Genomic DNA, 23,473 nt, shown 5'->3' with positions numbered 1-23,473 from the left:
GGCCGGGTGGCGGCTCCGCGTCGACCAAAGTCGACCGCGGAGCGACTTCCGCCGCTGCCGCCGGTCCATGCGGTCCGGTTACGCTCGACGCGTCAGGTCCCGGTGGTCGGCGACGGCGGAGGCCGCCCGGCGGCGCCGGGTCCCGCGCACCGCACCGGCACGACGCGAGGGAGTTCGGGAGATGTCCGGAGCCCCCGGGTCGCCGCCGCTCGCGCGCTTCGGGCGGCGGTTGCGGCGCGACCGGCGGCAGTGGGCCGTCGACGCGGCCGTCGCGGTCCTCGGGTTCGCGGTGGGCCTGCTGCTCCTGCTCGCCACCATGTCCGACGACCCGGTGGTGCGCGAGAACGTCCCCGCGCAGGTCACCGCCGGCGCGGTGGCCGCGGTCGCGATGCTCGTCTTCCGGCGCACCCACCCCATCGCCCTCGCGGTCGCCGGAATCCTCACCGGGTTCGTGGCCGTACCGGTCTCGGGCCTGGCGGTCGCGGCGTTCTTCGGCGTGGCCGTCCACCGCCCGGCCCGCACCGCACTGATCGTCACGGGCGCGCACGCCGCACTCGTCCTGGTCCTCTTCCAAATCGGCGGGACGTCCCCCAGCGACTACTGGCAGGGCGTCGGTACGTTCCTGTTCCTCGACGCCGTCGCCCTCACCACCGGCATGCTGGTGCGTTCGCAGCGCCTGCTCGTCGCCTCCTGGGAGGACCGCGCCCGGCAGGCGGAGAACGAGCAGCGTCTGCGCGTCGACGAGGCCCGCCACCAGGAACGCGAGCGCATCGCCCGCGAGATGCACGACGTCCTGGCCCACCGCGTCTCGCTGCTCGCGGTGCACGCCGGGGCGCTGGAGTTCCGCGCCGGGGCCTCCGCCGAGGAGGCGCGCGCGGCGGGGGTCATCCGCCAGTGCGCGCACGACGCACTGGAGGATCTGCGCGAGGTGATCCGGATGCTCCGCACCGAGTCCGTGTCGGCCGCGGACGACCGCCGGCACGCGGCGGACGCCGACGACGGCTCCGCCGACCGCCCGCAACCGACGCTGGCCGACCTGCCCGCACTCATCGGCCAGTCACGCCGCGCCGGGGCATCGGTCGAACTGGTGATCGACGGGCGCGCCGAGCCCTCCGCCACCCCCGTCGGCGCGGCGACCGGCGACCCGGCCGTCGCCGCGGGCGGCGCGCCCGAACACCGTCCCTTCGGCGCCGAAGCCGACGGCCACCCGGAGACGCGGCTGCTCCCGGACGTCCCGGACCGGCTCGGCCGCCACGCGTACCGCATCGTGCAGGAGGGCCTGACCAACGCCCGCAAGCACGCGCCCGGCGAGCCGGTCTCGGTACGCGTCGACACCGCCGGCGCAGCCGGCCTGCGCGTCGAGATCGTGAACCCCCTGCGCTCCGGACCGCTCGCCACGCCGCCCATCCCCGGTTCCGGGGCCGGGCTCATCGGGCTGCGCGAACGCGTCAGCCTGGTCGGCGGCACACTGGAGCACGGCCGGGACAACGGTGAATTCCGGCTCCGCGCCTGGCTACCGTGGAGTCCGTGAGCCGACCCGAGCACCTCGTCCCCGAACCGCCGCGCGACACCCCCGATCCGGTACGCGTCCTGCTCGTCGACGACGACGCGCTCGTCCGGGCGGGGCTGTCGATGATGCTCTCCGGCCCCGAGGACATCCAGGTCGTCGGCGAGGCCGCGGACGGCTCGGAGGTGGACGCGGCGGTCCGCGAGCACCGGCCCGACGTCGTGCTCATGGACATCCGCATGCCCGTCATGGACGGCCTCGCCGCCACCGCCCGGCTGCGGGCCCGGCCCGAGGCGCCGCAGGTCATCGTCATGACGACGTTCGACACGGACGACCACGTGCTGCGGGCGCTGCGCGCGGGCGCGGGCGGCTTCCTGCTCAAGCACACGCCGCCCGCGGACATCGCCCGCGCGATCCGCCTGGTCGCGTCCGGTGAGCCGATGATGTCGCCCCCGGTGCTGCGCCGCATGATGCAGCTCGTCGCGGTCACCGGCACCGATCCGAGGCAGGAGCGGGCGCGGACGCTCCTCGCCCGGCTGAGCCCGGGCGAGCGAGAGGTCGCCGCCCTGGTGGGGCGCGGCTCGACGAACGCCGAGATCGGGCGCGCGTTGTCGCTGAGCGTCGCGACCGTCAAGGCCTACGTATCGCGGCTGCTGACCAAGCTCGACCTCAACAACCGCGTGCAGATCGCGCTGCTCGTCCACGACGCCCGGGACGGCGGGCCGGCCGGCGACGCACCGACCGACGGACGGGCGCGGTAGCCCTTGGTCGGCCGCGCGTCGACGTCCGGCCGATGCCGGGCCGCGGGCGCGGGCGGCACGCTCGACGGCATGATCACCGTCGAAAATCTCAGCAAGCGGTACGGGGACCACCGTGCCGTCGACGATGTCTCCTTCGTCTGCGAGCCCGGGACGGTCACCGGGTTCCTCGGGCCGAACGGCGCCGGCAAATCCACGACGATGCGCATGATCTGCGGTCTGGCCGAACCGAGCGGCGGCCGGTCGAGCGTGCTGGGGGTGCCGTACCGCGCCCTTGCGAACCCGGGGCGGCACGTCGGGGTGCTCCTCGACGCCGCCGCCCGGCATCCGGGGCGCAGCGGCCACGAGACGCTGACCCTCGCCGCGCTGCTGCTCGGCGTCGAACGCGGGCGCGTGCGCGCGGTGTTGGACGAGGTCGGCCTCGCGTCGGCCGCGCACCGGCGGGTCGGCGGCTACTCGTTCGGCATGCGTCAGCGGCTCGGCATCGCCCAGGCGCTGCTCGGTGAGCCGCGCGTGCTGATCCTCGACGAACCGTCGAGCGGGTTGGACCCCGAGGGGATCCACGGCATGCGCCGGCTGCTGCGCGACTTCGCCGACCGGGGCGGGACCGTTCTGCTGTCGTCCCATCTGCTGCTCGAAGTCGAGGCGGTCGCCGACCGGTTCGTGATGATCGCGCGCGGTCGCGTGGTCGCGCAAGGTGTCAAGGACGAGCTGCTGCGGGGGCGTTCGGGAACCGTGGTGCGGGCTGAGGAACCCGAGGCGCTGCACCGCGCGGTCACCGGGGCGGGGCTGACGGTACGCCAGGCGCACGCCGACGGCGGTCTCGTGGTCGACGCGGGCCCCGCCGACGTCGGGCGGGCGGCGGCGCGCGGCGGCGTCGCCCTCGTGGAGTTGCGCGGTGCCGACGATTTGGGGCTGGAGGAACTGTTCCTGAGCCTGACGGGGGCGGGGGCGGAATCCGGCGCGGGCCCGTCCGCGCGGACGGGCGACGACGCGGAGACGACCGCGAGTGCGGTCGGGAGGGCGGGGCGATGAGTGCGACCGATATCGGGACCGCGGGTGCGGGGCCGCGCGGTGCCCGTACCGAACCTCCCTCCCCGCACGCGGCGTTCGCTCCCGGCGCCGCCCCGGCCGCGCCGTCGTCGCGGCTGCTGACGCTCGTGGAGCTGCGCAAGATGACCGACACCCGCTCGGGGCGCTGGGTGCTCGCCGTCATCGGTCTGACGATGGTCGGCCTGACCTGCCTGGTCGTCTTCGCGGGCGACGCGGGCGACCGCACGTCGGCGGACATCTTCCTCGCGTCGCAGACCGGGCTGTCGCTGCTGCTGCCGGTCGTCGCCATCGTCGCCGTCACGGCCGAGTGGTCGCAGCGCGACGGGCTGACCACGTTCGCGCTGGTCCCCGCCCGTGAGCGCGTCGTACGGGCGAAGGCGCAGGCCGGGCTGGTCCTCGCGGTGTGCGGGATCGGCGTGAGCGCCCTGGTGACCGTGGGCGGCCACGCGCTCGGCCTCGCCACGGGCAACGCCGACGGCGGCTGGTCGATCCCGCTCGGCCTGGTCGCGACCCGCGTCCTCGACTGCGCGATCGCGGTGTTCGCCGGCCTCGCCTTCGGGATGCTGCTGGGCAATCCGACGCTGTCGATCCTGGGCTTCTACGCCGTGCCCCTCGTGCTCGGCATCCTCGGCGACACCGTCTCGGCGCTCGACGCGACGATGACCTGGATCGACCCGGGGCGCGCGCTGACGCCGTTGAGCGAGGAGGGCGGAATCACCGGCGCGGAGTGGGCGCATCTGACCACGTCGACGGCGCTGTTCACGGCCCTCCCGTTCGCGGGCGGCCTGGTGCGCACGCTCCGCCGCGAGATGCTGTAGCCGACGGCCCGTCAGCGGCGACCGAGCCGGTGGTCGAGGCCGGTCCAGCGCTTGCCCGCCGAGACGGTGCGCACGGCCTGGCCCAGCGCGCGGCGCGAACCGACCAGCACGACAAGCTTCTTGGCCCGGGTGACCGCGGTGTAGAGCAGGTTGCGCTGGAGCATCATCCACGCGCTCGTGGTCAGGGGCACGACCACCGCGGGGTATTCGCTGCCCTGCGAGCGGTGGATCGTGACGGCGTACGCGTGCGACAGCTCGTCGAGTTCGGTGAAGTCGTACGGGACTTCCTCGTCCTCCTCGGTGCGCACGGTGAGCTTCTGGTCGTCGAGGTTGATCGAGGTGACCACGCCGCCCGTGCCGTTGAAGACGCCGGACTCGCCCTTGTCGTAGTTGTTGCGGATCTGGGTGACCTTGTCGCCGACCCGGAACGCCCGCCCTCCGAAACGCTTTTCGGCGAGCCCCGGGCGACCGGGCGTGAGCGCGTCCTGCAGCAGCTGGTTGAGCGCGCCCGCGCCGGCCGGGCCGCGGTGCATCGGCGCGAGCACCTGGACGTCGCGGCGCGGGTCGAGGCCGAACTTGCGCGGGATGCGCTGCGCGACGACGTCGACGGTGAGGGTGGCGGCGTCCTCGGCCTCGTCGACGGGGAACAGGAAGAAGTCGGCGAGGCCGTCGGTGACCGGCGGCCTCCCCGCGTTGATGCGGTGGGCGTTGGTGACCACACCCGACTGCTGCGCCTGCCGGAAGATCCTGGTGAGGCGCACCCGCGGCAGCGGCTCGGCGGCGAGCATGTCGCGCAGCACCTCGCCGGCGCCCACGCTGGGGAGTTGGTCGACGTCGCCGACGAACAGCAGGTGCGCGCCCGGCGGGACGGCCTTCACGAGCCGGTTGGCGAGGAGCAGGTCCAGCATCGAGGCCTCGTCGACGACGACCAGGTCCGCGTCGAGCGGCCGGTCCTGGTCGTACGCCGCGTCGCCGCCGGGCCGCAGTTCGAGGAGGCGGTGCACGGTCGCGGCCTCGGTGCCGGTGAGCTCGGCCAGCCGCTTGGCGGCGCGCCCGGTGGGGGCGGCGAGGACGACCTTGGCCTTGCGCGCGCGGGCGAGTTCGACGACCGACCGGACGGTGAAGCTCTTGCCGCAGCCCGGTCCGCCGGTGAGGACCGCGACCTTCTCGGTGAGCGCCAGGCGCACGGCGGCCTCCTGCTCGGGGGCGAGGTCCGTCCCGGTGCGTCCGCGCAGCCACGCGAGGGCCTTCGCCCAGTCCACCGTCGCGAATCCGCCGAGCCGGTCGTCGGGCGCGGCGAGCAGCGCGCGCAGCCGGGACGCGAGCGAGATCTCCGCGCGGTGGAACGGCACGAGGTAGACCGCTTGGACGGGATCGCCCTGCGAACCGGACGGCGTCACCGGGCCGGGCATCTCCTCGCGGACGACGCCTTCCTCCGCGGCGAGTTCGTCCAGGCACGTGCGCACGAGGTCGGCCGGGACGTCGAGTATGCGTACGGCGTCGTCGACGAGTTGGTCCTGCGGCAGGTAGCAGTTGCCGTTGTCCGCGCCCTCCGAAAGCGTGTACTGGAGGCCGGCCTTGACGCGCTGCGGCGAGTCGTGCGGGATGCCGACCGCCCGCGCGATGGCGTCCGCGGTCTTGAAGCCGATGCCCCACACGTCGGCGGCCAGGCGGTAGGGCTCGGTGCGGACGACCTCGATGGAGCGGTCGGCGTACTCCTTCCAGATCCGCACCGCGGGGGAGGTCGAGATACCGATGCCCTGGAGGAAGACCATGACCTCCTTGATGGCCTTCTGCTCGACCCACGCCGCCGCGATCAGGTCGCGGCGCTTGGGGCCGAGCCCCGGCACCTCGATGAGGCGCCGGACGTCCTCCTCGATGACGTCGAGCGACGCGACGCCGAAGTGCTCGACGATGCGGTCGGCGATCTTCGGGCCGATGCCCTTGATGAGGCCGGATCCGAGGTAGCGGCGGATGCCCTGGACCGTCGCGGGCAGCACGGTTTCGTACGCGTCGACGAGGAACTGCTTCCCGTATTGCGGGTGGCTGCCCCAACGCCCCCACAGCCGCAGCGACTCGCCGGGTTGCGCGCCCAGCAGCGGCCCGACGACGGTGAGCAGGTCGCCGCCGGAGCCCCGGCCGGTGTCGACGCGGGCGACCGTCCAGCCGTTTTCGTCGTTCTGGTACGTGATCCGCTCCAGCACCGCCTCCAGGCGGGCGGGCGAAACTCCGCCGGGGCCTCCCGTCGCCGAGGGCGGCCCGGCCGCGGTCGATCGCGTCCCGGCAGTCATGCGGTGAGGCTAGCCGGTCCGCCGGACACCCGGACGGGACGCGAGGCGGCCCCGCGGACGCCGGGCACGGGACCGCGACCGGGCGGCGCGCCCCCGCCGAGCGCACGGCCCGGGGCGGCGGGCCCCGCCGCGGCCGGGGGCCGGAGCGGGGTCACGGCCGCGCGACACCGATCGGATTCGGTACGGGGACGGCACCGGTGTCGATCAGGTGGCGGGCCAGGGGAACCGAGAGGACGACCGCCTCCTCCACCGCGTATTCGCCCAGCGCGCGCAGCGGTGCCCCGGCGAGGCGGTCGGTGGCGTCCTCCACGGCGGCGCGCAGGGCCGTCCCGTTCTCGGTGAGGTTGCCGTCGGTGTCCAGGACGCCGCGCCCGATCAGGGCGACGAGGGCCTTCTCCCATTGGGCCTCGGTCCAGCCGCGGCTGATCTGCAGGCGTTGTCCGGGGGCACGTCCGGTGGCGGCGTGGGTGATCGACGCCTGCAGTCCGTCGAGGCCGCGGTCGACGCACGCCAACACGTGGCCGTCGCCGCGGTGTTCGCGCAGAACGGTGGCCGCGAGCCACGCGCGCAGACGCGGCGGGGCGTCGTCCGGAAGGCGTACGCCGGACCACGCGGCGGCCAGCGGTCGGCCGCCGAAGTCACAGGCGGCAGCGGCGTGTTCGAGAAGCGTGGCGAGGCGCGACAGATCGGCGTCCGGCGGCAGCGCGCGGTCGAGTGCGCGGTCGACGGCGGCGAGCCGGGAGGCCAGGACGTCGCGCGGCGGCGCGAAGTCCCACGCGTCGGGCAGCGCCCGCGCCACCTTGTGGGGTGCGAATCCGAAGAACATCGAGGTGACGGCCTCGGGCCCGACCGCGCCCAGCGGCGCCGCGCGCCCGGCGAAGTAGCTCATGAACCAGCCCTTGAGGCCGACCTCGGTGGCCGCGTCGGCGACCTCGGGGGCGAAGTAGACCAGCGCGTGGAGGGGTTCGATCCCGGACCACAGGCGGCGTGCCGGGTTCTCGTCGATGGCCATGTCCCCTCCGTTCGGGCCCGAGGCCCGTCACGCGGTGTCGTCCGGGCCCCGCCGTGCGCGGGCGGCGCCTCCCGGCACAGTACGCCGCCGCGGGTGCCGGCCCGCACTCCGGTCGGGGCCGCCGGGAACTCCCGGGCGATCGGCCGGCGCGGCCCGCAACACCCGGTTGGATCCCGGACACCGACACCATTGACTGTGCCAAGCATCGGGGGTAGCTTCGCGGCACCCGGTTCCGCCGGGTCTCCGCGCTCCACCGCACCTCCCGCTCCGCCTGCGCCACCCCGCGTCACCTGCCACGGCGACAACCGCACGCGGCGGCACGCCCGCCCGTGCCGAGCAGAAGGACCTGCGCATGCCCGTGATCAACGAGCACATCGAGATCCCCGCCAAGCCCGACGCGGTATGGGCCCGGCTCGTCAATTTCGACGAGTTCGGCTCGTGGATGACCCCGCATGTCGGCTTTCCGGGGGGTGGTCCGGACAAGCTCGAAGCCGGCGTCGAGTACGACGAGAAGATGAAGCTCATGGGCTTCCCCGCGGACATCAAGTGGACGGTCAAGAACGTCGAGCAGGGCGCCCGCCTCGATCTCGACGGCAAGGGCCCGATGGGCGTGAGCCTCACCGAGTCGTTCGTCGTCGAGGCCGCCGCCGACGGGAACGCCACGGTCTTCCGCATCGAATCCGAGGTCAAGGGCGGCGCGGTCGCCATGATGGCCGGCAAGGTCACCCAGGCCACGCAGGAGGCGTTCGTCGAATCCCTCGGTAAATTCAAGGCGTTGTTCGCCTGAACACGGTGATCGGCCCGTCCGGTCCGCCCGCCTCGTGCCGGGCGGCCGGGCGGCTTCGCCGTCCCCGCGCCGACCGCCGTCCGCCCGTAGGATGATCGACCGAGAAGACATCCGTCACACGGTCGAGGCGGGTTCGCCGACACGGGCCGCGGTGCCCGCGTCCGGCACCGCCGGGGAAGGACACACCGTGCCCGCTGCGTTCCCGTGGCCCATCCATCAGGAGACGTTGGGCAACGGCCTGCGCGTGGTGGTCTCCCCCGACCCGTCCGTCCCGCTCGCCGCGGTGAACCTCTGGTACGACGTCGGCGCGCGCCACGAGCCGCGCGGCAAGCACGGGTTCGCGCACCTCTTCGAGCACCTGATGTTCGAGGGGTCCGCGCACGTCGCCAAGAGCGAGCACTTCGCGCTGATCCAGGCGTGCGGCGGCGACGCGATCAACGCGTCCACCAGCCCGGACCGCACGAACTACTACCAGACCGTCCCGTCCGGCAGCCTCGAACTCGCGCTGTGGCTCGAAGCCGACCGCATGGGCTCGCTCGCGCTGACCCAGGAGACGCTGGACAACCAGCGCGAGGTGGTCAAGAACGAGCGGCGGCAGCGGTACGACAACGTGCCGTACGGCCGCTGGGCGGAGGTCATGGTCGGCCTCGCGTACCCCGAGGGCCACCCGTACGCGCACGCGACGATCGGCTCGATGGCCGAACTCGACAGCGCGTCCCTCGCCGACTTCACCGAGTTCCACGCCACTTACTACGCCCCCGACAACGCGGTGCTGACCGTCGTCGGCGACGTCGCCCCGGACCAGGTATTCGCTTTGGCCGAGCGCTACTTCGGGCGCCTTCGCGCGCGGGGGTCGTTCCCCGTCCCGCAACCCGCGCCGCTGGCCCGGCAGTTCGGCGCGGACCGCGCGGTCGCCGTCACCCTCGCCGAACAGGTCCCACTGCCACGGGCGTTCCTGTGCCACCGCGGCCCCGCGTGGGGCAGCGCCGACTCGGCCGCGACCGAGATCCTCACCACCGCGCTGGGCCGGGGCCGGGGTTCACGCCTCTACCGCGCGCTGGTCACCGAACGCCGGATCGCCCAGGCCGAAAGCGGCTTCATGGCCGCGTGGAGCCTGATGTACGACGCGTCCATGGTGATGGGGGCGTGCACGCCGCGCGACGGGGTCGCCCCCGACGACGTCGTGGCGGCGTACACCGAGGAGTGCGACAAGGCCGCCCGGGACGGCATCACCTCCGACGAACTCGACCGCGCACGCGCCGTGTTGACCGCCGACTGGCTGCGCGAACTGGCGAGCGTCAACGGCCGCGCCGACGCCATCGGGCAGTACACCACGCGCTTCGGCGACGCCGAGGCGATCCGCACCCGGGTCGCGTTGCTGGACGCGGTGACCGGGGACGACGTGCGCCGCGTCGCCGCCGACACCTTCCGGCCCGACAACCGCATCGTGCTCACCTACCTGCCGGAGGACACCGCCGGCACGGAGGCGACCGAACAGACCGCAGCGACCGACGAGGAAGACGCCGCATGACGCTCGGACATCCGGCCCCGGAGCCCTTGGCCGACACCCTTCCGGACGGCGAACTCCTCGTGGCGACACGCCCCGTGGGGACGACGCCGCGCCCGTACGCCTTCCCCGCGGTACGCCGCCTCAGGGTCGCCGGCGGTGAGATCGTCGCGGCCCACCTGCCCGGCCGCGCGCTGGCCTGGGCCGGCCTGGTCCTGGAGGCCGGGGCACTCCACGAGCCGGCCGGCCTCGAAGGGCTCGCCCGGGTCACCGGCGGGCTGCTCGACGAGGGCACCGCGCACTACACCGCCGACGCGTTCGCACTCGCCGTCGAAGGGCTCGGCGCGCGCTGGACGTGGGCGCACGACTGGGAGACGCAGGGCGTCGGCGTTGACATCCCGGTGGCCGAACTGCCCCGCGGCGTCGCCCTGCTCGCCGAGGCGGTGCGCCGCCCGGCGTTCACCGACGATGACGTGGAGCGCTTCCTCGCGGACGTCGCGGGCTCCCTCAAACACACCTGGGCGCAACCCGGCACGCGCGGCCAAGAGGCGTACCGGCGACGGCTGTTCGGCGAAGAAAGCCGGTACGGGCGGCTCCTCGACGGCTCACCCGCGTCCAACGCGGCCGTCACCGCCGACGACATCCGCGCCTTCCACGCCCGGCGCATGACCGCGCCCGGGACCCTGCTGGTGGCCGCCGACCTGGACGCGGTGGACCTCGCCGCACTGGGCGAAGAGGTGTTCGCGGGCGCGGACGGCCCCGACGACCGCGCGGAGGCGCCGCCCGCCGTCGAGGACCCCTCGCACGTCCGGGTGTTCGTGGTCGACCGGCCGGACGCCGTGCAGTCCGTGCTGCGCATCGGGCACACCGGGCCGCCGCGTTCCACCCCCGACCTGGTGGCGATCGACCTGTTCACGGAGGTCCTGGGCGGTTCGTTCACGTCGCGGCTGAACCACACGCTGCGCGAGGTGAAGGGCTACACGTACGGCGCGGGAGCGGGGTTCGCGCACGGCCGCCGGGTCGGCACGTTCACGGTGGCCTCGTCGGTGCACACCGAGGTCACCGCGGACGCCGTCGCGGACGCCCTCGACGAGGTGCGCCGCATGCACGAATCAGGCGTCACCGACGAGGAGTTCACGGCGGCCCGGGCGCACGTGCTGGGCAGCATGCCGATCCGCCTGCAGACGCCGCGCGGCATCGGCGCACGGTTGCGCGAGGCCGTGGTCCACGGGCTGCCGGACGACCACGTGACGCGCGAGTACGCCGAGATCGCGGCGGCGGAACCCGCGGACGCCAACCGGGCCGCGCGGGCGCACCTGCGTCCGGACGCGCTGACCGTGGTCGTGGAGGGCGACGCGGCCCGCGTGGTGCCGGATCTGGAAGCCAAGGGCTTCGACGTCCGACGCGACGCGCCCTGATCCCGGCGGGGCCCAAGGTCGGGGGCCTCGGGGACGTCGGCCGGGCGGTCACTCGCCCGGTGCGTTGCGCATGTACTCCTGGCGGTAGGCGCTCCACACCGCCGGGCCCAGATCGGTGGTCACGCTCGGCGGCAACGGCCAGAGCGGCCCTTGGAGTTCGCACACGACGATGTGCCGCCCCTCCCCCGCGTCGAACCACCGGACGCCGACCGCGCCGACCGCGGGCAGCAGCGCGGGCACGGCCTCCGACGTCAACCAGCGCTCCACGGCGGTGTCCTCGCCGCCGACCGCGAGGTGCAGCAGCTTGTCGCCAGCGGGGAACAGCCGGGCGATCGAGACGGACGGCCAGCGCCGCCGCTCGCGGCAGACGAGGCGGGTGCCGTTCAGCTCGCGTGCCAGCGGCGAGGGCGCCGTGCCGCCGGCGTCGATGGCCGCGAGGGCACGGAACTCCGGGGTGTCGAGTACTCCCGGGTGCTTGAGGTCATACAGCGTCAGAAACCGCGTGGGGTCGGAGGGTTGCCCGTCCTTGCCGGAGCCGGGGGTGTCGCCCGCCGCGAACGCGCCGACGAGTTCGAAGCGCCGCACCCGGCGAATCCCCGGCACCCGGAGCACGAGCCCGTGATAGCGGTCGCTCCACGGGGTGAACGAACCGTCGGTCGCGTTGGGCAGATCGGAGCGTACGTGCAGGAGCCCCGCACCGAACTCGAACCGTGCGAGGGCTTCCCACGCGCCCGGTTCCCCTCCGCCCATGCCCTCCGCCTCCCCGCCCCCCCGGCGAAGGCCGTTCTACCCGGCGGGGCGTGAAAGCATGTCCTCCTTGCCGAAGTACCGGGCGGTCTCGGCCGCGGAGGGGCGGCCCGCGTCCGGGTCGGCCCCGGCCTCCAGCAACGCCTGGACGATCTCCGGCTGCCCCTTGAACACCGCGCCCGCGAGCGGGGTCATGCCCTTCGCGTTCGCGCGGTTGGCGTCGGCGCCGCGCTTGAGGAGGACCTGCACCGCCGCGAGGTGTCCGTGGTAGGTCGCCAGCATCAGCAGGGTGTCGCCCGCCTGGTTGCCGGTGTTCACGGGCAGCCCCGCGTCCACGTAGCTCGCCAGCATCTCGGCGTCCCCGCCCCGGGCGGCGGCGAAGACCCGCGCGGCGAGTTCCTGCATCGCCGCTTCGTCGGCGTTGTTGTCGGCGGGCCGCTCATTCGACGGCTCATTCGTGTCGGTCACGGTCGCTTCCTGTCACTCGGCGGTTGGGGGCGGTCGCATTCTGGCAGGATCAAGCTCACGACACTCTGCGGAGGCTCACTATGGCATCGTCGAAAACCGTCCCGATGACTGACGAGCTCTACTCCTACATCCTCGGCCACTCGACGCCCCCGGACACGGTCCAGGAGGGGTTGATCGCGCGCACACGCGAGTCGCTGGGGTCGACCGCGGTCATGCAGATCCCTCCTGAACAGGGCACATTTCTCACCCTACTCACCAAGCTCGTCGCGCCGCGCTTCGCGGTCGAGGTCGGCACGTTCACGGGCTACTCCGCCCTCGCCATCGCCCGGGGTCTCCCGGACGGCGGCCGGCTGCTGTGCTGCGACGTCTCGGAGGAGTGGACGCGCACCGCCCGCGAGGCGTGGCTGGCCGCCGGGGTCGCCGACCGCATCGAGCTGCGCATCGCCCCGGCGATCGAGACCCTGGGCGGCCTCGTGTCGTCCCCGCACATCGATCTGGCCTTCGTCGACGCCGACAAAGGCGGCTACATCGGCTACTGGGAGGCGCTGGTCCCGCGCATGCGCCCGGGCGGGCTGATCCTCGCCGACAACGTGCTCTACGGCGGCGACGTGGTCGACCCCGGACGCGACAGCCCGGCGGAGGCGATCCACCGGTTCAACGAGCACGTCCGCGCCGACCCGCGCGTGGAGGTGGTCGTCCTCCCGATCGCCGACGGCCTGACGTTCGCCCGCGTCCGCGACTGACCGCGGGCCGGGCGCACCGGAGTCGGCCGCGGGCCGGCGGCGCGCACGGGACGGTCCGCGGGATCCGCCGCCCGATCGCCCGGCACGCGACTCCGGGCTTCCGTGGGCCCGGCCGCGTCGTGCGGCCGGGCCCACGCGCCGCCCGACCGCCTGCCCCGTGTGCCGACCGCGCAGCCGAAGCAAGTGCCGTGGCCCGAGCCCTGGTTCGGGGTGGCGACGGACTCGCGTGCGGTTGCCGTCCCACCCGGCCCCGAGCGCGCCCACCGGGCTCGCGCGGCCGAGCCGGTTGCGACCACGCCCGTGCATCGGGGTCGCCGCCGAGGCCGTCCGGTGCGGCGGCGGTGCCGATCACGTGCCGGACAGCACCGCGCACAGGCGCCGCGCCTCGACCGTGACGCGCGACGAGCCCTTCGCGGTCGCGCGGCCAGGGCCTCGGCGACGCGCTCGTGCAGCCACGGACGCGGGGACGTGCGCAAGTCGGCGCGGGTCGGCCACGGGGCGATCGCGGCGGGTCCGCCGAGGCACGCAGCCGGGCAGATCTTGAACAGCCCTTCGTCGGCGAGCCCGTTCCGGCGGTCGTTCCAGGGCGCGGCGTTGCGCCGGGTGAGTTCCGCCTTGAGGTCGGGGGCGAGCGCGCGGCGTTCCTTCTCGCCGTGGCGGGTCGGCAGGGCCAGGGCCTATCGGGGGCCGCCGCGCCGCTTGGCGGCCAGGACCGCGTCCCAGGTCAGCGCGTCAGTGCCGTCGCCGGGCGCCGTCATCGCGCCGCCTCCGCCGTGCGGGTGCCCGCCGACCGCGCGTCGGTCGCGGAACCCGGTGGTTCCGGCGCGGCCGTTCCGGCGGCGTCGCGCCGCACGTGGATCTGCGCGGCGAGCACATGCTTGCACGGGCCGCGTCCGCCGCGGTGCTTGGCCCACCACTCGCACGTGCACGTGCCGCCGGACGCCAACCGCACCTGGTACGCGGCGGTGGTGCCGACCACCCGGAAGCGCTCGCCGTCGGCGGTCACCCGGCCGCGCGCGACGAGTTCCCGGGCGTGCCGCAGCCGCGGGTTCATGCGCTCGACGCGGCCCCCGTCGTACGGGAGTTCCCGGTGGAAGTAGGCGGCCTCGGCGACGTCGTAGCCGATGCGGCCCGCGGTGCCGAGCCGTACGAGGGCTCGGCGGACGCGCTCGGGGGTCAGCCCGGTCCGGCGGGCGAGGTCGCCGCCCTCGAGGCGCGGCTCCCACGCCAGCGGGGCCGCGACCAGGTCGGCGTCGCCGGTCGCCTCGTCGGTCGCCAGGTCGCCGAGGACCGCGCCTTCGCCGGAGAATCCGCGTGCCGCGTCCGGGGACAGCGTCAACGTGAGGCGCATGCCCGGCAGTTCGACCTCCCACGCGGACGCGACCGGCACCGCCCCCGCGCCGAGGCCGCCGCCGGAGACTGCGGGGCCGTAGACCCGCGGTGCCTTGGCGTGCCGCGGAGTATTCGGGACAGGGCCCGGAGCCGGTCCGGTCCGGCGAGGCAGACCGCGCCGGGCGCCGGGCCGGGCGAGACGCCCAGCGTCCGCCCGAACGGGCGCACCCACAGGAGCTGGCGGCCGTTGCGGGGCAGCGATCGCAGGCAGCGCACGGCCTCCACCGCGGGGATCTCGGCGCGCAGGTCGAACTTCGAGGCGATGACCTGGACTTGGGCGAAGCCGCACAGCCAGCGTTCGGGCAGCGGCACCTTCTTCTCCACCACCGGGCCGTCGAACGTGGTGACCGCGACGTCGTCGGGGCCGACCGCGACGTGCAGCGGATCGGAGGCACCGACCATGGCGAGGGCCGCCCGCAGCGGCGCGTTCACATCGACGTTGGTGGTGCCCGTGCCGAGCATGTCGCCGTCGATGCCCGCGGGCAGCACGTCGAGCCGGGCGTACACGCCGCCGCACCCGCTGAACGACTCGAAGCGCAGGCGGTCGCCGTTGCCGGTGACCACGGGGTCGAGCCACGCGCGGTTCCGGGGCTGGTGGTAGCGGGTCGCCGCCACGTCGGCGACCGCGAGCAATCCGCCGGCCGCGGCCTCGGGTGCGGTGAGGAAACCGGAGAAGAAGCGCGGGAACGGCACGAGCCCGTGCGACGTGAGGCCGCCGCTCGTCTCCAGGGAGAGCCGCGGGGTGCCTTCGTACGTGTGCATCGCCGAGGCACGCCGGTACGTGAAGGATTGGACGCTGGACGACATGGCCTCAACGTAGGCCGGTGTGCCGAGACCGGCCGCTCTCGGAGGTCGCGGGGCCGCGTCCGTCTTCCCCGCGTTTCGCTCGATTTTCGGCCGCGGCGTTCGTATGTGCTTCGCGCGGACGTTTGTTCGCCGCTCATGCACACCGAGAGGCCTATTTACCGCGGGAGTTGCGCGTTGGTCGGTCGGATGGAGAAGATGCCCCGGGGTGTCGGGCACAACCTTTGGCCCCGGCGGTGAGTCTCACAATGCGGCACAGAGAGTACCGGGATCGACACACCGTCAACTCGGTGCTCCCGTACCGTGATCGACGGGCGTAGCAAGATGGCGTGAAGCAACCGTTGATCGTGCGTTTCGGGCGACACGCACGATGGCGCTGTCATACTATGCGCTGGTCCATTCTGCCGGAGGTAGGACGTATGCCCACAGCGCAGCCGGGGAGCGGCTCGACGGTTCGCCGTATTCTCCTCGGTTCCCAACTCCGTCGCCTGCGTGAGGCCAAAGGCGTTTCACGCGAGGAGGCGGGGTATGAGATCCGCGCCTCCGAATCGAAGATCAGTCGAATGGAGCTGGGTCGTGTCAGCTTCAAAGACCGCGATGTGGCGGACCTGCTGACCATGTACGGCGTGACGGACGAGACGGAGCGCGAGGCGCTGCTGAACCTGACCCGGGAGGCGAACGCAACGGGCTGGTGGCACAGTTACGGTGACATCCTGCCGAGTTGGTTCCAGGTGTATGTCGGCCTGGAGGAAGCGGCCTCGGTCATCCGTACCTACGAAGTCCAATTCGTTCCCGGGCTGTTGCAGACCGCGGATTACGCGCGGGCGGTCATCGTCGCCGGGCAGCCGAACGCCTCCGCGGCCGAGGTCGAGCGCCGCGTGGGGCTGCGCACCCAGCGGCAGTTGATCCTGAACCGCGAGCGACCGCCGCGCCTTTGGGCGGTGCTCGACGAGGCGGCGTTGCGTCGTCCCATCGGCGGACGCGAGGTGATGCGCGGTCAGATCCAGCACCTGATCGACTCGGCGGCGCACTCACACGTGACGATCCAGGTGATGCCGTTCCGCTTCGGCGCCCACGCCGCCGAGGGCGGTCCGTTCACACTGCTGCGCTTCCCGGAGCCCGATCTGCCCGACGTCGTCTACCTCGAACAGCTGACGAGTGCGCTGTACCTCGACAAGCGCGACGACGTCGATCAGTACACCGAGGTGATGGAGCGGCTGAGCGTCGACGGCCTGCCGCCGGATCGCAGCGTGGATCTGCTGGCCAGGATTCTCAAGGAGACCTGACAAGCGTGGTCCCCGGGGCCGCACGGTTTCGCGTGCGGGCCCGGGGATCACGCTTGTCGTCGTCCGGCGACCGGAACGTCGGTCGCCGCTTCCGGGCGACGCGGGAGTACGGTGCCGCGTCGAGCGTCGTGTCGGCGCGGCCCGGCGGGGCTCCCGGCGCCGCGGTCGCTCAGGCGATGAGGTTGTCGAAGTCGCCGTCCTTGGCGCCGAGGATCAAGGCGACGATCTCGGCCCGGGTGTAGATCAGTGCGGGCCCTTCCGGGTACCGCGAGTTGCGCACGGCTATGTCCCCGCCGGGAAGCGCGGCCATCTCGACGCAGTTGCCCTGCGAGTTGCTGCGTCGACTCTTCTGCCACGTCACCCCGTGCAAAGACTCGGCCGGCATCCCGTTGTGCGTTCCGTGCATGACATGTCTCCTGGACCTCTTGCCGGGCGAACCGGCGACGATTGCCCACCCCCGGTGGTACCACCTGTGCCGTTCGTTGTGCTTGGCACCGCACCCGCGGGGTTTCCCCGTGAAGGGGCCCCGCCGCGCGCCCGGCACCGTTCGCCGTGTCCTGCGTTTGTATCTGCACGTGCATCAGACCATGCAAATGCAGCGTACTGGAGTGATGATAGCGCACGCCCACGAGCCCCAACACAGTGTCCGGAGACCGGGAATCTGCGATTAAGGCGACATCGCGAGAATGGGTCGGGAAATGGCCGCACGGAGGCGGCATAAAAAGTTCACAACGATCTGGGGTCGGCAAACCGCCCATGCCGGTCAGGCAATTCGGGACGATCGCCGCGATGATTGTCGGATTCGTCCTGGGAATCCGAGGAAAAAGTCGACGAATATCGATGGGGAGGAGCGGCGCACCGCTTCCCCTATACGCGTGGGAAGCACGACGGGTTGCCGTACTTCCGGGCGTCGTCGAAAATTCGTGAAGTATTAGCCGCTGTGCGCCGGGGATTGGCCGGGGATCTGGAACATCGCCCAGACCACTTTTCCACCGCGTCCCGCGACGTTCGACAACGGAAACCAGCCCCAGGCGCTGCTGAAGCATTCCACGATATGCAGCCCCCGGCCGGTCTCGGCTCCGTCGCCGGCCTCCTGGGGTGCCGGGAGGCCGTCACCCGGGTCCTGCACCGCGCACATCACCCGCGCACCCTTGCGGAGCAACGCGAGTTGCACCGGGTGACCCGCGGGACGGCCGTCGGGCTCCTCGTCGGACCGCGCCTCGCCGCCGACACCGTGGCACAAGGCGTTGGTGACCAGCTCGGAGACCACGAGCGAGAGATCGTCGAACAACTCGGCGGCTCCCCAGCGCGCCAAGGTGTCCCGCCCGAAGTCGCGTGCGGCCTTGACCGACGCGCGCTGCGGCGCGAGCGCTCGCACGGCAATGTCGGTCATGGCCCCGTCTTCGGTCACCAGGGAATCGCCACCCGGTGGGTCCATACGGAAAAGCGTTGCCACGGAGAAACCCGTGGCGCTGACGGCAGTCACGCGCACCTCCGGTCGGGCCGCAGACTCGGACTCGCCACCCGTGTCCTCAGTAAGCGCACCGAGCCCGCTCCGGTGCAGCGGTGGGAGCTACTGACCACCGTCATGCCTCCCGCGAATCGAACCGGCCCGTCGATGCGTATCCACGCGCTTACCACGTTGCGCGTGCACCCTGTTCATTATGTCGATGCTCACGGCGTGTGCAAGACCAGATGCACGTGCAGTCTCGATTTATGCAGCTGCAAGCCTCGGATGCACGTGCATCGAGGGGATGCACGTGGCAGAAGGCCCGTTTTTCCTGCGAGATATCCGATTTTGGAAAGGAGTGGCGTCCGTCACACTGCGTAGGTAACGGCGGCCCCGCCTCCGGTTCACTGTCCATCCCGCGCGACCGCGTCCGGCAAACGCGGACGGGCGGCCCCGCGGGGAGCGGGACCGCCCGTGGGCACCGCCCGGTCGGGGATCGGACCGGGTGGTGCCGACCGCAACGATCAGACGGCCGTGGGCGTCCCGGACGGGGCCTCGGGACCGATGGGGGCGCCCCCGTCGCGACGCCCCAGCGGCAGGAGCGCGGCACCGGCCACGGCGATCAGACCGATCCCGGGGATCAGCAGGTACCACGGCACCTGGCTGACCGGGGTGTCCGCGGAGGGGATGCTGTCGGCGTGCTTGAACGACTCGATGTTGGAGCCGATGTCCTCGATCATGCCGTCGAAGCGGCCGAGGATGCGGGGAGTCTCCTGGAGCCCCGTGCCGACCTGGGGGTAGCGCGTGGCCAGGCTCGCCTTGTAGGTCGGCACGTCCTGCTGGGCCTGAGCCGCCAGGAAGGGGATCGTGTCGTTCTGCATCTCGGCGGCGAACGCCTTCAACGTGTCCATGTCGGAGCGCATCTGCTGGTAGCGCGCGTCGGTGAACGTGGGGCGGAAGGCGTCGAACATCTTCTCCGCGGACTTGGTCTTCCCGATCTGGTCGGTCACCAGCGTGCCGATCACCAGCACCGCCCCCATGGCCACGGCGACGGCCAGCGCGACGGTCGGGATCATCGACCGGCCGCCGCGGAACGAGAAGAACAGCCCCGTCCCACCGGCGACGGCCAGGATGACGCCGGGCACCAGGAAGAGGTACGTCACCGCGGTGTTGGGCACGTCGGCGGTCGGAATCTCGTCCGCCTCACGGAAATTCGACCCCTGCTGCTCCATGACGGAGACGGTCTCCTCGAAGCGCGGCATGATGACGCCGACTTCGTTGAGGCCCTTGCCGACCGCCGGGAACCTGAGGCCGAGCAGCCCCTTCAGCTGGTCCGTCTGCATCCCTCTGCTCTGCGCGAGCTGCGGCAGCGTCTCGGACTGCAGTTGCGCGAGCATCGCCTCCATCGTGACGAGGTCGTCGCGACTGGTCTGCACCCCCTGCTTCGACATGGTCTGCCGGAAGGTGTCCTGCACGTTGTCGACGCCTTGGGTCTTCTCGGGCATGCCGTCCGCCAGCGGGAAGACGATCAAGCCCACCCCCAGCAGCAGCACCAGCGCCAAAGCCACGCGGCGGAACGTAAGCACAACCGATCTCCCTTCACTCACCGCGGGTCGGCCGCGCCGATTCGTGCGTGCGACGGGTCCGGCAACCGCGGGAGCTTTCGTTTCGGATTGTCCCCAGGCCGGAGATCCTGTCAGGTGTAAACCGAACAGTAACCTACTGGCCAGTAATGTGACGCGATCGAGACCTTTTCCCTCGGGCACCATGCCCGCAGAAGCCGCCGACTACCAGCAGAAACGGGAGGCAATACCGCCGACCGCCCCATTCGGCCGCCCGCCGCGGCCCGCGCCCGCGTGATCGCCGCACCACGGACCGCGACCGCGCAGATGCCGATCCGGACACACGGCGCACCCGCCGGGCGCCCGTCCCGGGCTCGCCCGGACCGCCGCGCCATGTCGGGAAAAATCGGTCCGCGGCCCCCCGCCGCGTCGCGGAGCGGCTTCCTGGACTCCCCCGGATTTCTGGCAGACTGCCTGCCCATCCGGTGGAACGGGCATGTCGGCCTGGGCCCGTTGCCGTTCCCGATGGCGGCCCACCCGCGGACGGCGACGCGCAGGCGCCACGGGGCAGGGCATTGACGAGGAGTGCGATGCGGCCCCTGGACAAGGACGACCCGCGCCAGATAGGCGGCTACCGGCTGGTGGCCCTGCTCGGCGAGGGAACGACCGCACAGGTCTTCCTCGGCGCGTCGAACGAAGGGCGCCCGGTCGTCGTCAAGGCGGTGCGCGACGACGCGGTCCGCGACACCGCGTTCCGCTCGCGCTTCGCCCATGAGGTCGCCGCGGCGCGTCGCGTCGACTGCCCGTTCGTGGTCCCCGTCCTCGACGCCGAGACCGGCGGCTCCCGGCCGTGGATCGCGACCGCGTACGCCCCCGGCCCCGCCCTCGCCGAAGCCGTCGAGCGCCACGGCCCGCTGCCCGCGGAGACCGTGCGCACCCTCGCGGCGGGCCTCGCGGCCGGCCTGGAGGCCCTGCACGCCCGGGAACTGACACACGGTCGGCTCAGCCCGTCCGACGTGGCCCTGGCCCCCGACGGCCCGCGCATCGTCGACCTCGGTGTCGCCCGCGGCCCGGACGGCCCGTCGATCGAGGAGGGGGGCGTCGTGATCGGCACCGCACTGCCGTCACCGGCGTTCCGCGCCCCCGAGCAACTGACCGGTGGCGACGTGGGGTTCGCGGCCGACGTCTTCTCACTCGGCGCCGTGCTGGTGCACGCGGCGCGCGGCGACGGGCCGTTCGGTACCGACACGGATCCCGGCGTCGGCGACCGCATCGTGCACGGGACGCCGGATCTCGGCGGACTCCCGGCCTGGCTCGGGCAGTTGGCCGTGGCGTGCCTGGCCAAGGACCCCGCCGACCGGCCGACGCCGGGACAGATCAGGACCGCGACCGCCGGAGAACTCGACGGCCCCGGCTGGCTCCCCGCCCGCGTGGGCGCCGAGGTCGCCCGCCGCGCCGCGACATCGTGGGCCCGGGCGGGGGGTCTCCCCCCATTCGTCACCGGCGCGTCGGCGGGGGGCACGGGAGGCGGGCCGCGTGACGACCGCGCGTCCGTCCCGCCGCCCCGGACCGGGGGACGCAGGCGGGCCGGCGACCCGAGTGCGACGGCGTACGCGTCGGGTCGGCCAGGTCTCGCCTTCGGCGCGGGTGCCGACGCCGAAGCCGCCCACACGGGCGGCTCCGGCCGCCGCCGCAAGCCGAGCACACCGCCGGACGCGCACACCGCCGCCCAGGTCCCGCTGGCGGCCTCCGACGGCGCGGCCCCCGACGGCCCGGCGACGCCACCGCGCGACAGCGGCGGCGCGGGACGGCGCCGCAAACCCGCCGAGGCCGAAGGTATCGCGCGCGCCACCGCCGCCGACGCCGCGCCGGGAACGCCGGGCGGGCCCGTGGCGGTACCCGGCGCGACCGGCGGCACGGGTGGGCACGACGGTGCGGGGCGGCGGCGCGTGCCGAACGCGGCCGACGGCACGGCACGCGAATCGGCCGCCGAGGCCGCGGGGACCACTCCGGCGGTATCGGGACGCGCCGACGACTCGGCGGGCCCCCGCGAGGACGTGCCCGGGACGGCCGGGAGTCCGGCGGACGCGGGCGGCGCGACCCTTTCCGGGGCCCCGGGCGGGGCCGGAGCGCCCGGCCCGGGGCCCCGGGGAGAGGCGTCCGGGGCGCGGTCGGCGTCGGACCCCACACCGCCGCCGGACCCTCCCTCGGAGGGCGCGGTCGAGCAGCAGATCGTCGAGGCGGAACTCGTCGACGACGACGCGCCGTTGCCGCCCAGGGCGTCGGCCGACGCGGCACCGGGCGAGACCGACCTCCCCGGACGCCCGGCCACGGCTCCGGCGGGCGCCGCGCCGCCCCCGCCCGCCGGAGCCCCGGGGCACGCGCCCGGTGGACCGGCGACCGCGCCGCCCGCCCCTCCCCCGTCGTCCGTGCGCTTCATCCGTCCCGGCCCGGAGCGCCGCAGGTTCCTGGCCTGGGTCGCGGCGGGGGGCGCCGTCCTCGCGGGAGCCGTGACGGGCGCGGCGCTGTGGGGCAGCGGCGGCTCGGACAAGCCGGCCCGGGCCAATCCCGCCGCGCCGCCCGTCCCGCCCGTCCCGTCCGGGCCGTCCGGGCCTTCCGGCCCGAAGTCGATCCGCGCGTGGGTCCGCGAGGACACTTTGGATGCCGGGCAACTCTCGCTGCTGTCCGAGGAGTTGCCCGCGACGCTGGGCAAGTCGGTGGAATACACCGTCGAACGGCGCGCGGAGTCGGCTCTCTCCCAGGAGTTCGTGAACGCGTTCAACCGCCGGGACACGATCCCCGACGTCTTCGAGACGGACCTCCTGTCGCTGGCGGCGCACGCCGCCGCCGGGCGCATAGCGGACTTGACGTCGTATCAGGAGCGCTTCGAGACCGGCTCCTGGCTGCCGGCGATGCGTTCGGCGGTCAGCATCGACGACGCCGTGGTCGGCGTGCCGGTGACCGCGTCGGTGCCCGTGGTCCTGTTCCACCGGGGCCTGTACACGACCGCGGGGCTTCCGGTGCCCCGGACGCGCGAGGAGTGGGTGGACGGCCTCGAACACCTGCGCACGCGCTTCGGGACGAACCCCGCGTTCCGCAGCCTCCACCTGCCCGGCCGGGCGTGGCAGGTGCTGGCGTCGTTCATGTGGGAGACCGGCGGGGAGGTCGCCCTGCATGTGAAGGACGACTCGCGCCGCGACGGCGGCTCGTGGCGCGGCGGGTTCGATCTGCCCGGATCCACCGACGCCGTGCGGTTCTTCCGGCAGTTGCAGCAGTACGCCCCCGAGGGGGCCGACGCCGCCGAATCCGCACTCCGGCCCGGTGAGCTGTTCGCCCGCGGCGAGACCGCGTCGGTGATCGGCAGCGCCGCGCTGTACTCCGCCGCGACGGCGGCCGACTCCCGGCTCGCCGGGCAACTCGACGCCTTCCCGCTGCCGGGCCACTCCCCCGATCGACCGGGGGCGGTCGGCGTGGGCGGCACCGCGCTGGTCGTCTCCGCGACGTGCCGCGACATTCCGGCAGCGGTGGACCTGCTGACGACGCTCTCGTCGGCGCGGTGGCGCTCCCGGCTCGCCGAGAGCGGGCGCGCGCTGTCGCCCTACCCGGCCGACGCGACGCAGGGGCCCAACCCGATGGCGCGCGCGGGCGCCGCCGCGGCGGCTGCGGTCGGGCACGCGTACCCGACGGCACCGGGGTGGTCCGAGAAGCCGCTCGTCGAATTCGGGCGCGCGGTGCTGGGTGGGACGGACGCGATGGCCGCCGCCGCGGCGTCCAACCAGATCGTGGCCGCGGAGTTCGGGCGCGCGACGGGCTGACGTCGTACGCCGCCCTCGCCTTCGTACATGCATGCGACTCAAGGAGGCCGAGGCC

17 protein-coding genes and 1 pseudogene are annotated in these 23,473 nt (G+C 73.5%); 10 read left to right on the top strand and 8 right to left on the bottom strand.

Annotated elements, in window-relative coordinates; genetic code table 11:
- The first annotated feature begins 181 nt into the window (after positions 1–181).
- The 4 genes from LO772_RS26215 (at position 182) to LO772_RS26200 (ending at position 4,136) form a co-directional block, all read left to right on the top strand.
- A complete protein-coding gene (locus tag LO772_RS26215; RefSeq protein ID WP_231774493.1) occupies positions 182–1,531 on the top strand; it encodes a sensor histidine kinase in 1,350 nt (449 codons plus the stop codon).
- Between the two features lie 101 nt (positions 1,532–1,632).
- Positions 1,633–2,268 carry a response regulator transcription factor gene (locus LO772_RS26210; RefSeq protein WP_231779725.1) on the top strand — a complete coding sequence of 212 codons (636 nt, stop codon included), beginning with the start codon at positions 1,633–1,635 and terminating at the stop codon, positions 2,266–2,268.
- Positions 2,269–2,337: 69 nt separating this feature from the next.
- Positions 2,338–3,300, top strand: a complete 963-nt coding sequence (locus tag LO772_RS26205) for an ABC transporter ATP-binding protein (RefSeq protein WP_231774492.1) — start codon at positions 2,338–2,340, stop codon at positions 3,298–3,300.
- The gene (locus LO772_RS26200; protein WP_231774491.1) at positions 3,297–4,136 is read left to right on the top strand and encodes an ABC transporter permease; all 840 of its coding nucleotides are present in this window, start codon (positions 3,297–3,299) and stop codon (positions 4,134–4,136) included. The genes LO772_RS26205 and LO772_RS26200 overlap by 4 nt, the downstream gene beginning before the upstream one ends.
- A gap of 11 nt (positions 4,137–4,147) precedes the next feature.
- Here LO772_RS26200 and recD2 read toward each other — a convergent pair whose 3' ends face one another.
- Both recD2 and LO772_RS26190 read right to left on the bottom strand, forming a co-directional pair.
- Positions 4,148–6,427 (bottom strand): SF1B family DNA helicase RecD2, encoded by a 2,280-nt coding sequence (recD2, locus tag LO772_RS26195; RefSeq protein WP_231774490.1) that lies wholly within the window; start codon positions 6,425–6,427, stop codon positions 4,148–4,150.
- A 151-nt stretch (positions 6,428–6,578) separates the two neighbouring features.
- Complete coding sequence (locus LO772_RS26190) at positions 6,579–7,439, bottom strand: SCO6745 family protein (RefSeq protein ID WP_231774489.1); 861 nt, start codon at positions 7,437–7,439, stop codon at positions 6,579–6,581.
- 352 nt (positions 7,440–7,791) lie between these two features.
- On the opposite strand from LO772_RS26190, the gene LO772_RS26185 reads away from it, so the two are divergent.
- From LO772_RS26185 to LO772_RS26175, 3 genes are all read left to right on the top strand, one after another.
- Positions 7,792–8,226, top strand: coding sequence for a type II toxin-antitoxin system Rv0910 family toxin (locus tag LO772_RS26185; RefSeq protein WP_231774488.1), 435 nt, complete (start codon positions 7,792–7,794; stop codon positions 8,224–8,226).
- Positions 8,227–8,413: 187 nt separating this feature from the next.
- Positions 8,414–9,757 (top strand): M16 family metallopeptidase, encoded by a 1,344-nt coding sequence (locus LO772_RS26180; RefSeq protein WP_231774487.1) that lies wholly within the window; start codon positions 8,414–8,416, stop codon positions 9,755–9,757.
- Entirely contained in the window at positions 9,754–11,151 is a 1,398-nt protein-coding gene (locus LO772_RS26175) for a M16 family metallopeptidase (protein WP_231774486.1), read from the top strand. Before LO772_RS26180 ends, LO772_RS26175 begins: the two co-directional genes overlap by 4 nt.
- 48 nt (positions 11,152–11,199) lie before the next feature.
- On the opposite strand, the gene LO772_RS26170 is transcribed toward LO772_RS26175, so the two are convergent.
- Positions 11,200–11,901 carry a hypothetical protein gene (locus LO772_RS26170; RefSeq protein ID WP_231774485.1) on the bottom strand — a complete coding sequence of 234 codons (702 nt, stop codon included), beginning with the start codon at positions 11,899–11,901 and terminating at the stop codon, positions 11,200–11,202.
- A 36-nt stretch (positions 11,902–11,937) separates the two neighbouring features.
- Positions 11,938–12,303, bottom strand: coding sequence for an ankyrin repeat domain-containing protein (locus LO772_RS26165; RefSeq protein ID WP_231779724.1), 366 nt, complete (start codon positions 12,301–12,303; stop codon positions 11,938–11,940).
- A gap of 143 nt (positions 12,304–12,446) precedes the next feature.
- On the opposite strand from LO772_RS26165, the gene LO772_RS26160 reads away from it, so the two are divergent.
- Positions 12,447–13,109 (top strand): O-methyltransferase, encoded by a 663-nt coding sequence (locus LO772_RS26160; protein ID WP_231774484.1) that lies wholly within the window; start codon positions 12,447–12,449, stop codon positions 13,107–13,109.
- Positions 13,110–13,863: 754 nt separating this feature from the next.
- On the opposite strand, the pseudogene LO772_RS26155 reads toward LO772_RS26160, so the two are convergent.
- Positions 13,864–15,308, bottom strand: a pseudogene (locus tag LO772_RS26155) (SWIM zinc finger family protein).
- 416 nt (positions 15,309–15,724) lie between these two features.
- On the opposite strand from LO772_RS26155, the gene LO772_RS26150 reads away from it, so the two are divergent.
- A complete protein-coding gene (locus LO772_RS26150; RefSeq protein WP_231774483.1) occupies positions 15,725–16,591 on the top strand; it encodes a helix-turn-helix domain-containing protein in 867 nt (288 codons plus the stop codon).
- Between the two features lie 169 nt (positions 16,592–16,760).
- On the opposite strand, the gene LO772_RS26145 is transcribed toward LO772_RS26150, so the two are convergent.
- The 3 genes from LO772_RS26145 to LO772_RS26135 all read right to left on the bottom strand — a co-directional run bounded on the left by LO772_RS26145 (position 16,761) and on the right by LO772_RS26135 (position 19,609).
- On the bottom strand, positions 16,761–16,997 hold the full coding sequence (locus tag LO772_RS26145; protein WP_231774482.1) for a DUF397 domain-containing protein: 237 nt from the start codon (positions 16,995–16,997) through the stop codon (positions 16,761–16,763).
- Between the two features lie 525 nt (positions 16,998–17,522).
- Positions 17,523–17,984, bottom strand: coding sequence for an ATP-binding protein (locus LO772_RS26140; protein ID WP_231774481.1), 462 nt, complete (start codon positions 17,982–17,984; stop codon positions 17,523–17,525).
- 581 nt (positions 17,985–18,565) lie between these two features.
- Positions 18,566–19,609, bottom strand: a complete 1,044-nt coding sequence (locus LO772_RS26135) for a hypothetical protein (RefSeq protein WP_231774480.1) — start codon at positions 19,607–19,609, stop codon at positions 18,566–18,568.
- 584 nt (positions 19,610–20,193) lie between these two features.
- Here LO772_RS26135 and LO772_RS26130 point away from each other — a divergent pair.
- Positions 20,194–23,418, top strand: a complete 3,225-nt coding sequence (locus tag LO772_RS26130) for a serine/threonine-protein kinase (RefSeq protein WP_231774479.1) — start codon at positions 20,194–20,196, stop codon at positions 23,416–23,418.
- The last annotated feature ends 55 nt before the right edge of the window (positions 23,419–23,473 follow it).

The organism is Yinghuangia sp. ASG 101 (assembly GCF_021165735.1).
GTDB lineage: Bacteria > Actinomycetota > Actinomycetes > Streptomycetales > Streptomycetaceae > Yinghuangia.
The sequence above is the reverse complement of the archived record's forward strand: the minus strand, read 5'-3'. Positions and strand labels throughout refer to the sequence as shown.

What these genes read in the sequence shown, in the direction of transcription:
- LO772_RS26215 (WP_231774493.1), top strand. Translation starts at nt 182, where the DNA reads ATGTCCGGAGCCCCCGGGTCGCCGCCGCTCGCGCGCTTCGGGCGGCGG.
- LO772_RS26210 (WP_231779725.1), top strand. Translation starts at nt 1,633, where the DNA reads ATGATGCTCTCCGGCCCCGAGGACATCCAGGTCGTCGGCGAGGCCGCG.
- LO772_RS26205 (WP_231774492.1), top strand. Translation starts at nt 2,338, where the DNA reads ATGATCACCGTCGAAAATCTCAGCAAGCGGTACGGGGACCACCGTGCC.
- LO772_RS26200 (WP_231774491.1), top strand. Translation starts at nt 3,297, where the DNA reads ATGAGTGCGACCGATATCGGGACCGCGGGTGCGGGGCCGCGCGGTGCC.
- recD2 (WP_231774490.1), bottom strand. Translation starts at nt 6,427, where the DNA reads ATGACTGCCGGGACGCGATCGACCGCGGCCGGGCCGCCCTCGGCGACG.
- LO772_RS26190 (WP_231774489.1), bottom strand. Translation starts at nt 7,439, where the DNA reads ATGGCCATCGACGAGAACCCGGCACGCCGCCTGTGGTCCGGGATCGAA.
- LO772_RS26185 (WP_231774488.1), top strand. Translation starts at nt 7,792, where the DNA reads ATGCCCGTGATCAACGAGCACATCGAGATCCCCGCCAAGCCCGACGCG.
- LO772_RS26175 (WP_231774486.1), top strand. Translation starts at nt 9,754, where the DNA reads ATGACGCTCGGACATCCGGCCCCGGAGCCCTTGGCCGACACCCTTCCG.
- LO772_RS26170 (WP_231774485.1), bottom strand. Translation starts at nt 11,901, where the DNA reads ATGGGCGGAGGGGAACCGGGCGCGTGGGAAGCCCTCGCACGGTTCGAG.
- LO772_RS26165 (WP_231779724.1), bottom strand. Translation starts at nt 12,303, where the DNA reads ATGCAGGAACTCGCCGCGCGGGTCTTCGCCGCCGCCCGGGGCGGGGAC.
- LO772_RS26160 (WP_231774484.1), top strand. Translation starts at nt 12,447, where the DNA reads ATGGCATCGTCGAAAACCGTCCCGATGACTGACGAGCTCTACTCCTAC.
- LO772_RS26150 (WP_231774483.1), top strand. Translation starts at nt 15,725, where the DNA reads ATGCCCACAGCGCAGCCGGGGAGCGGCTCGACGGTTCGCCGTATTCTC.
- LO772_RS26145 (WP_231774482.1), bottom strand. Translation starts at nt 16,997, where the DNA reads ATGCACGGAACGCACAACGGGATGCCGGCCGAGTCTTTGCACGGGGTG.
- LO772_RS26140 (WP_231774481.1), bottom strand. Translation starts at nt 17,984, where the DNA reads ATGACCGACATTGCCGTGCGAGCGCTCGCGCCGCAGCGCGCGTCGGTC.
- LO772_RS26130 (WP_231774479.1), top strand. Translation starts at nt 20,194, where the DNA reads ATGCGGCCCCTGGACAAGGACGACCCGCGCCAGATAGGCGGCTACCGG.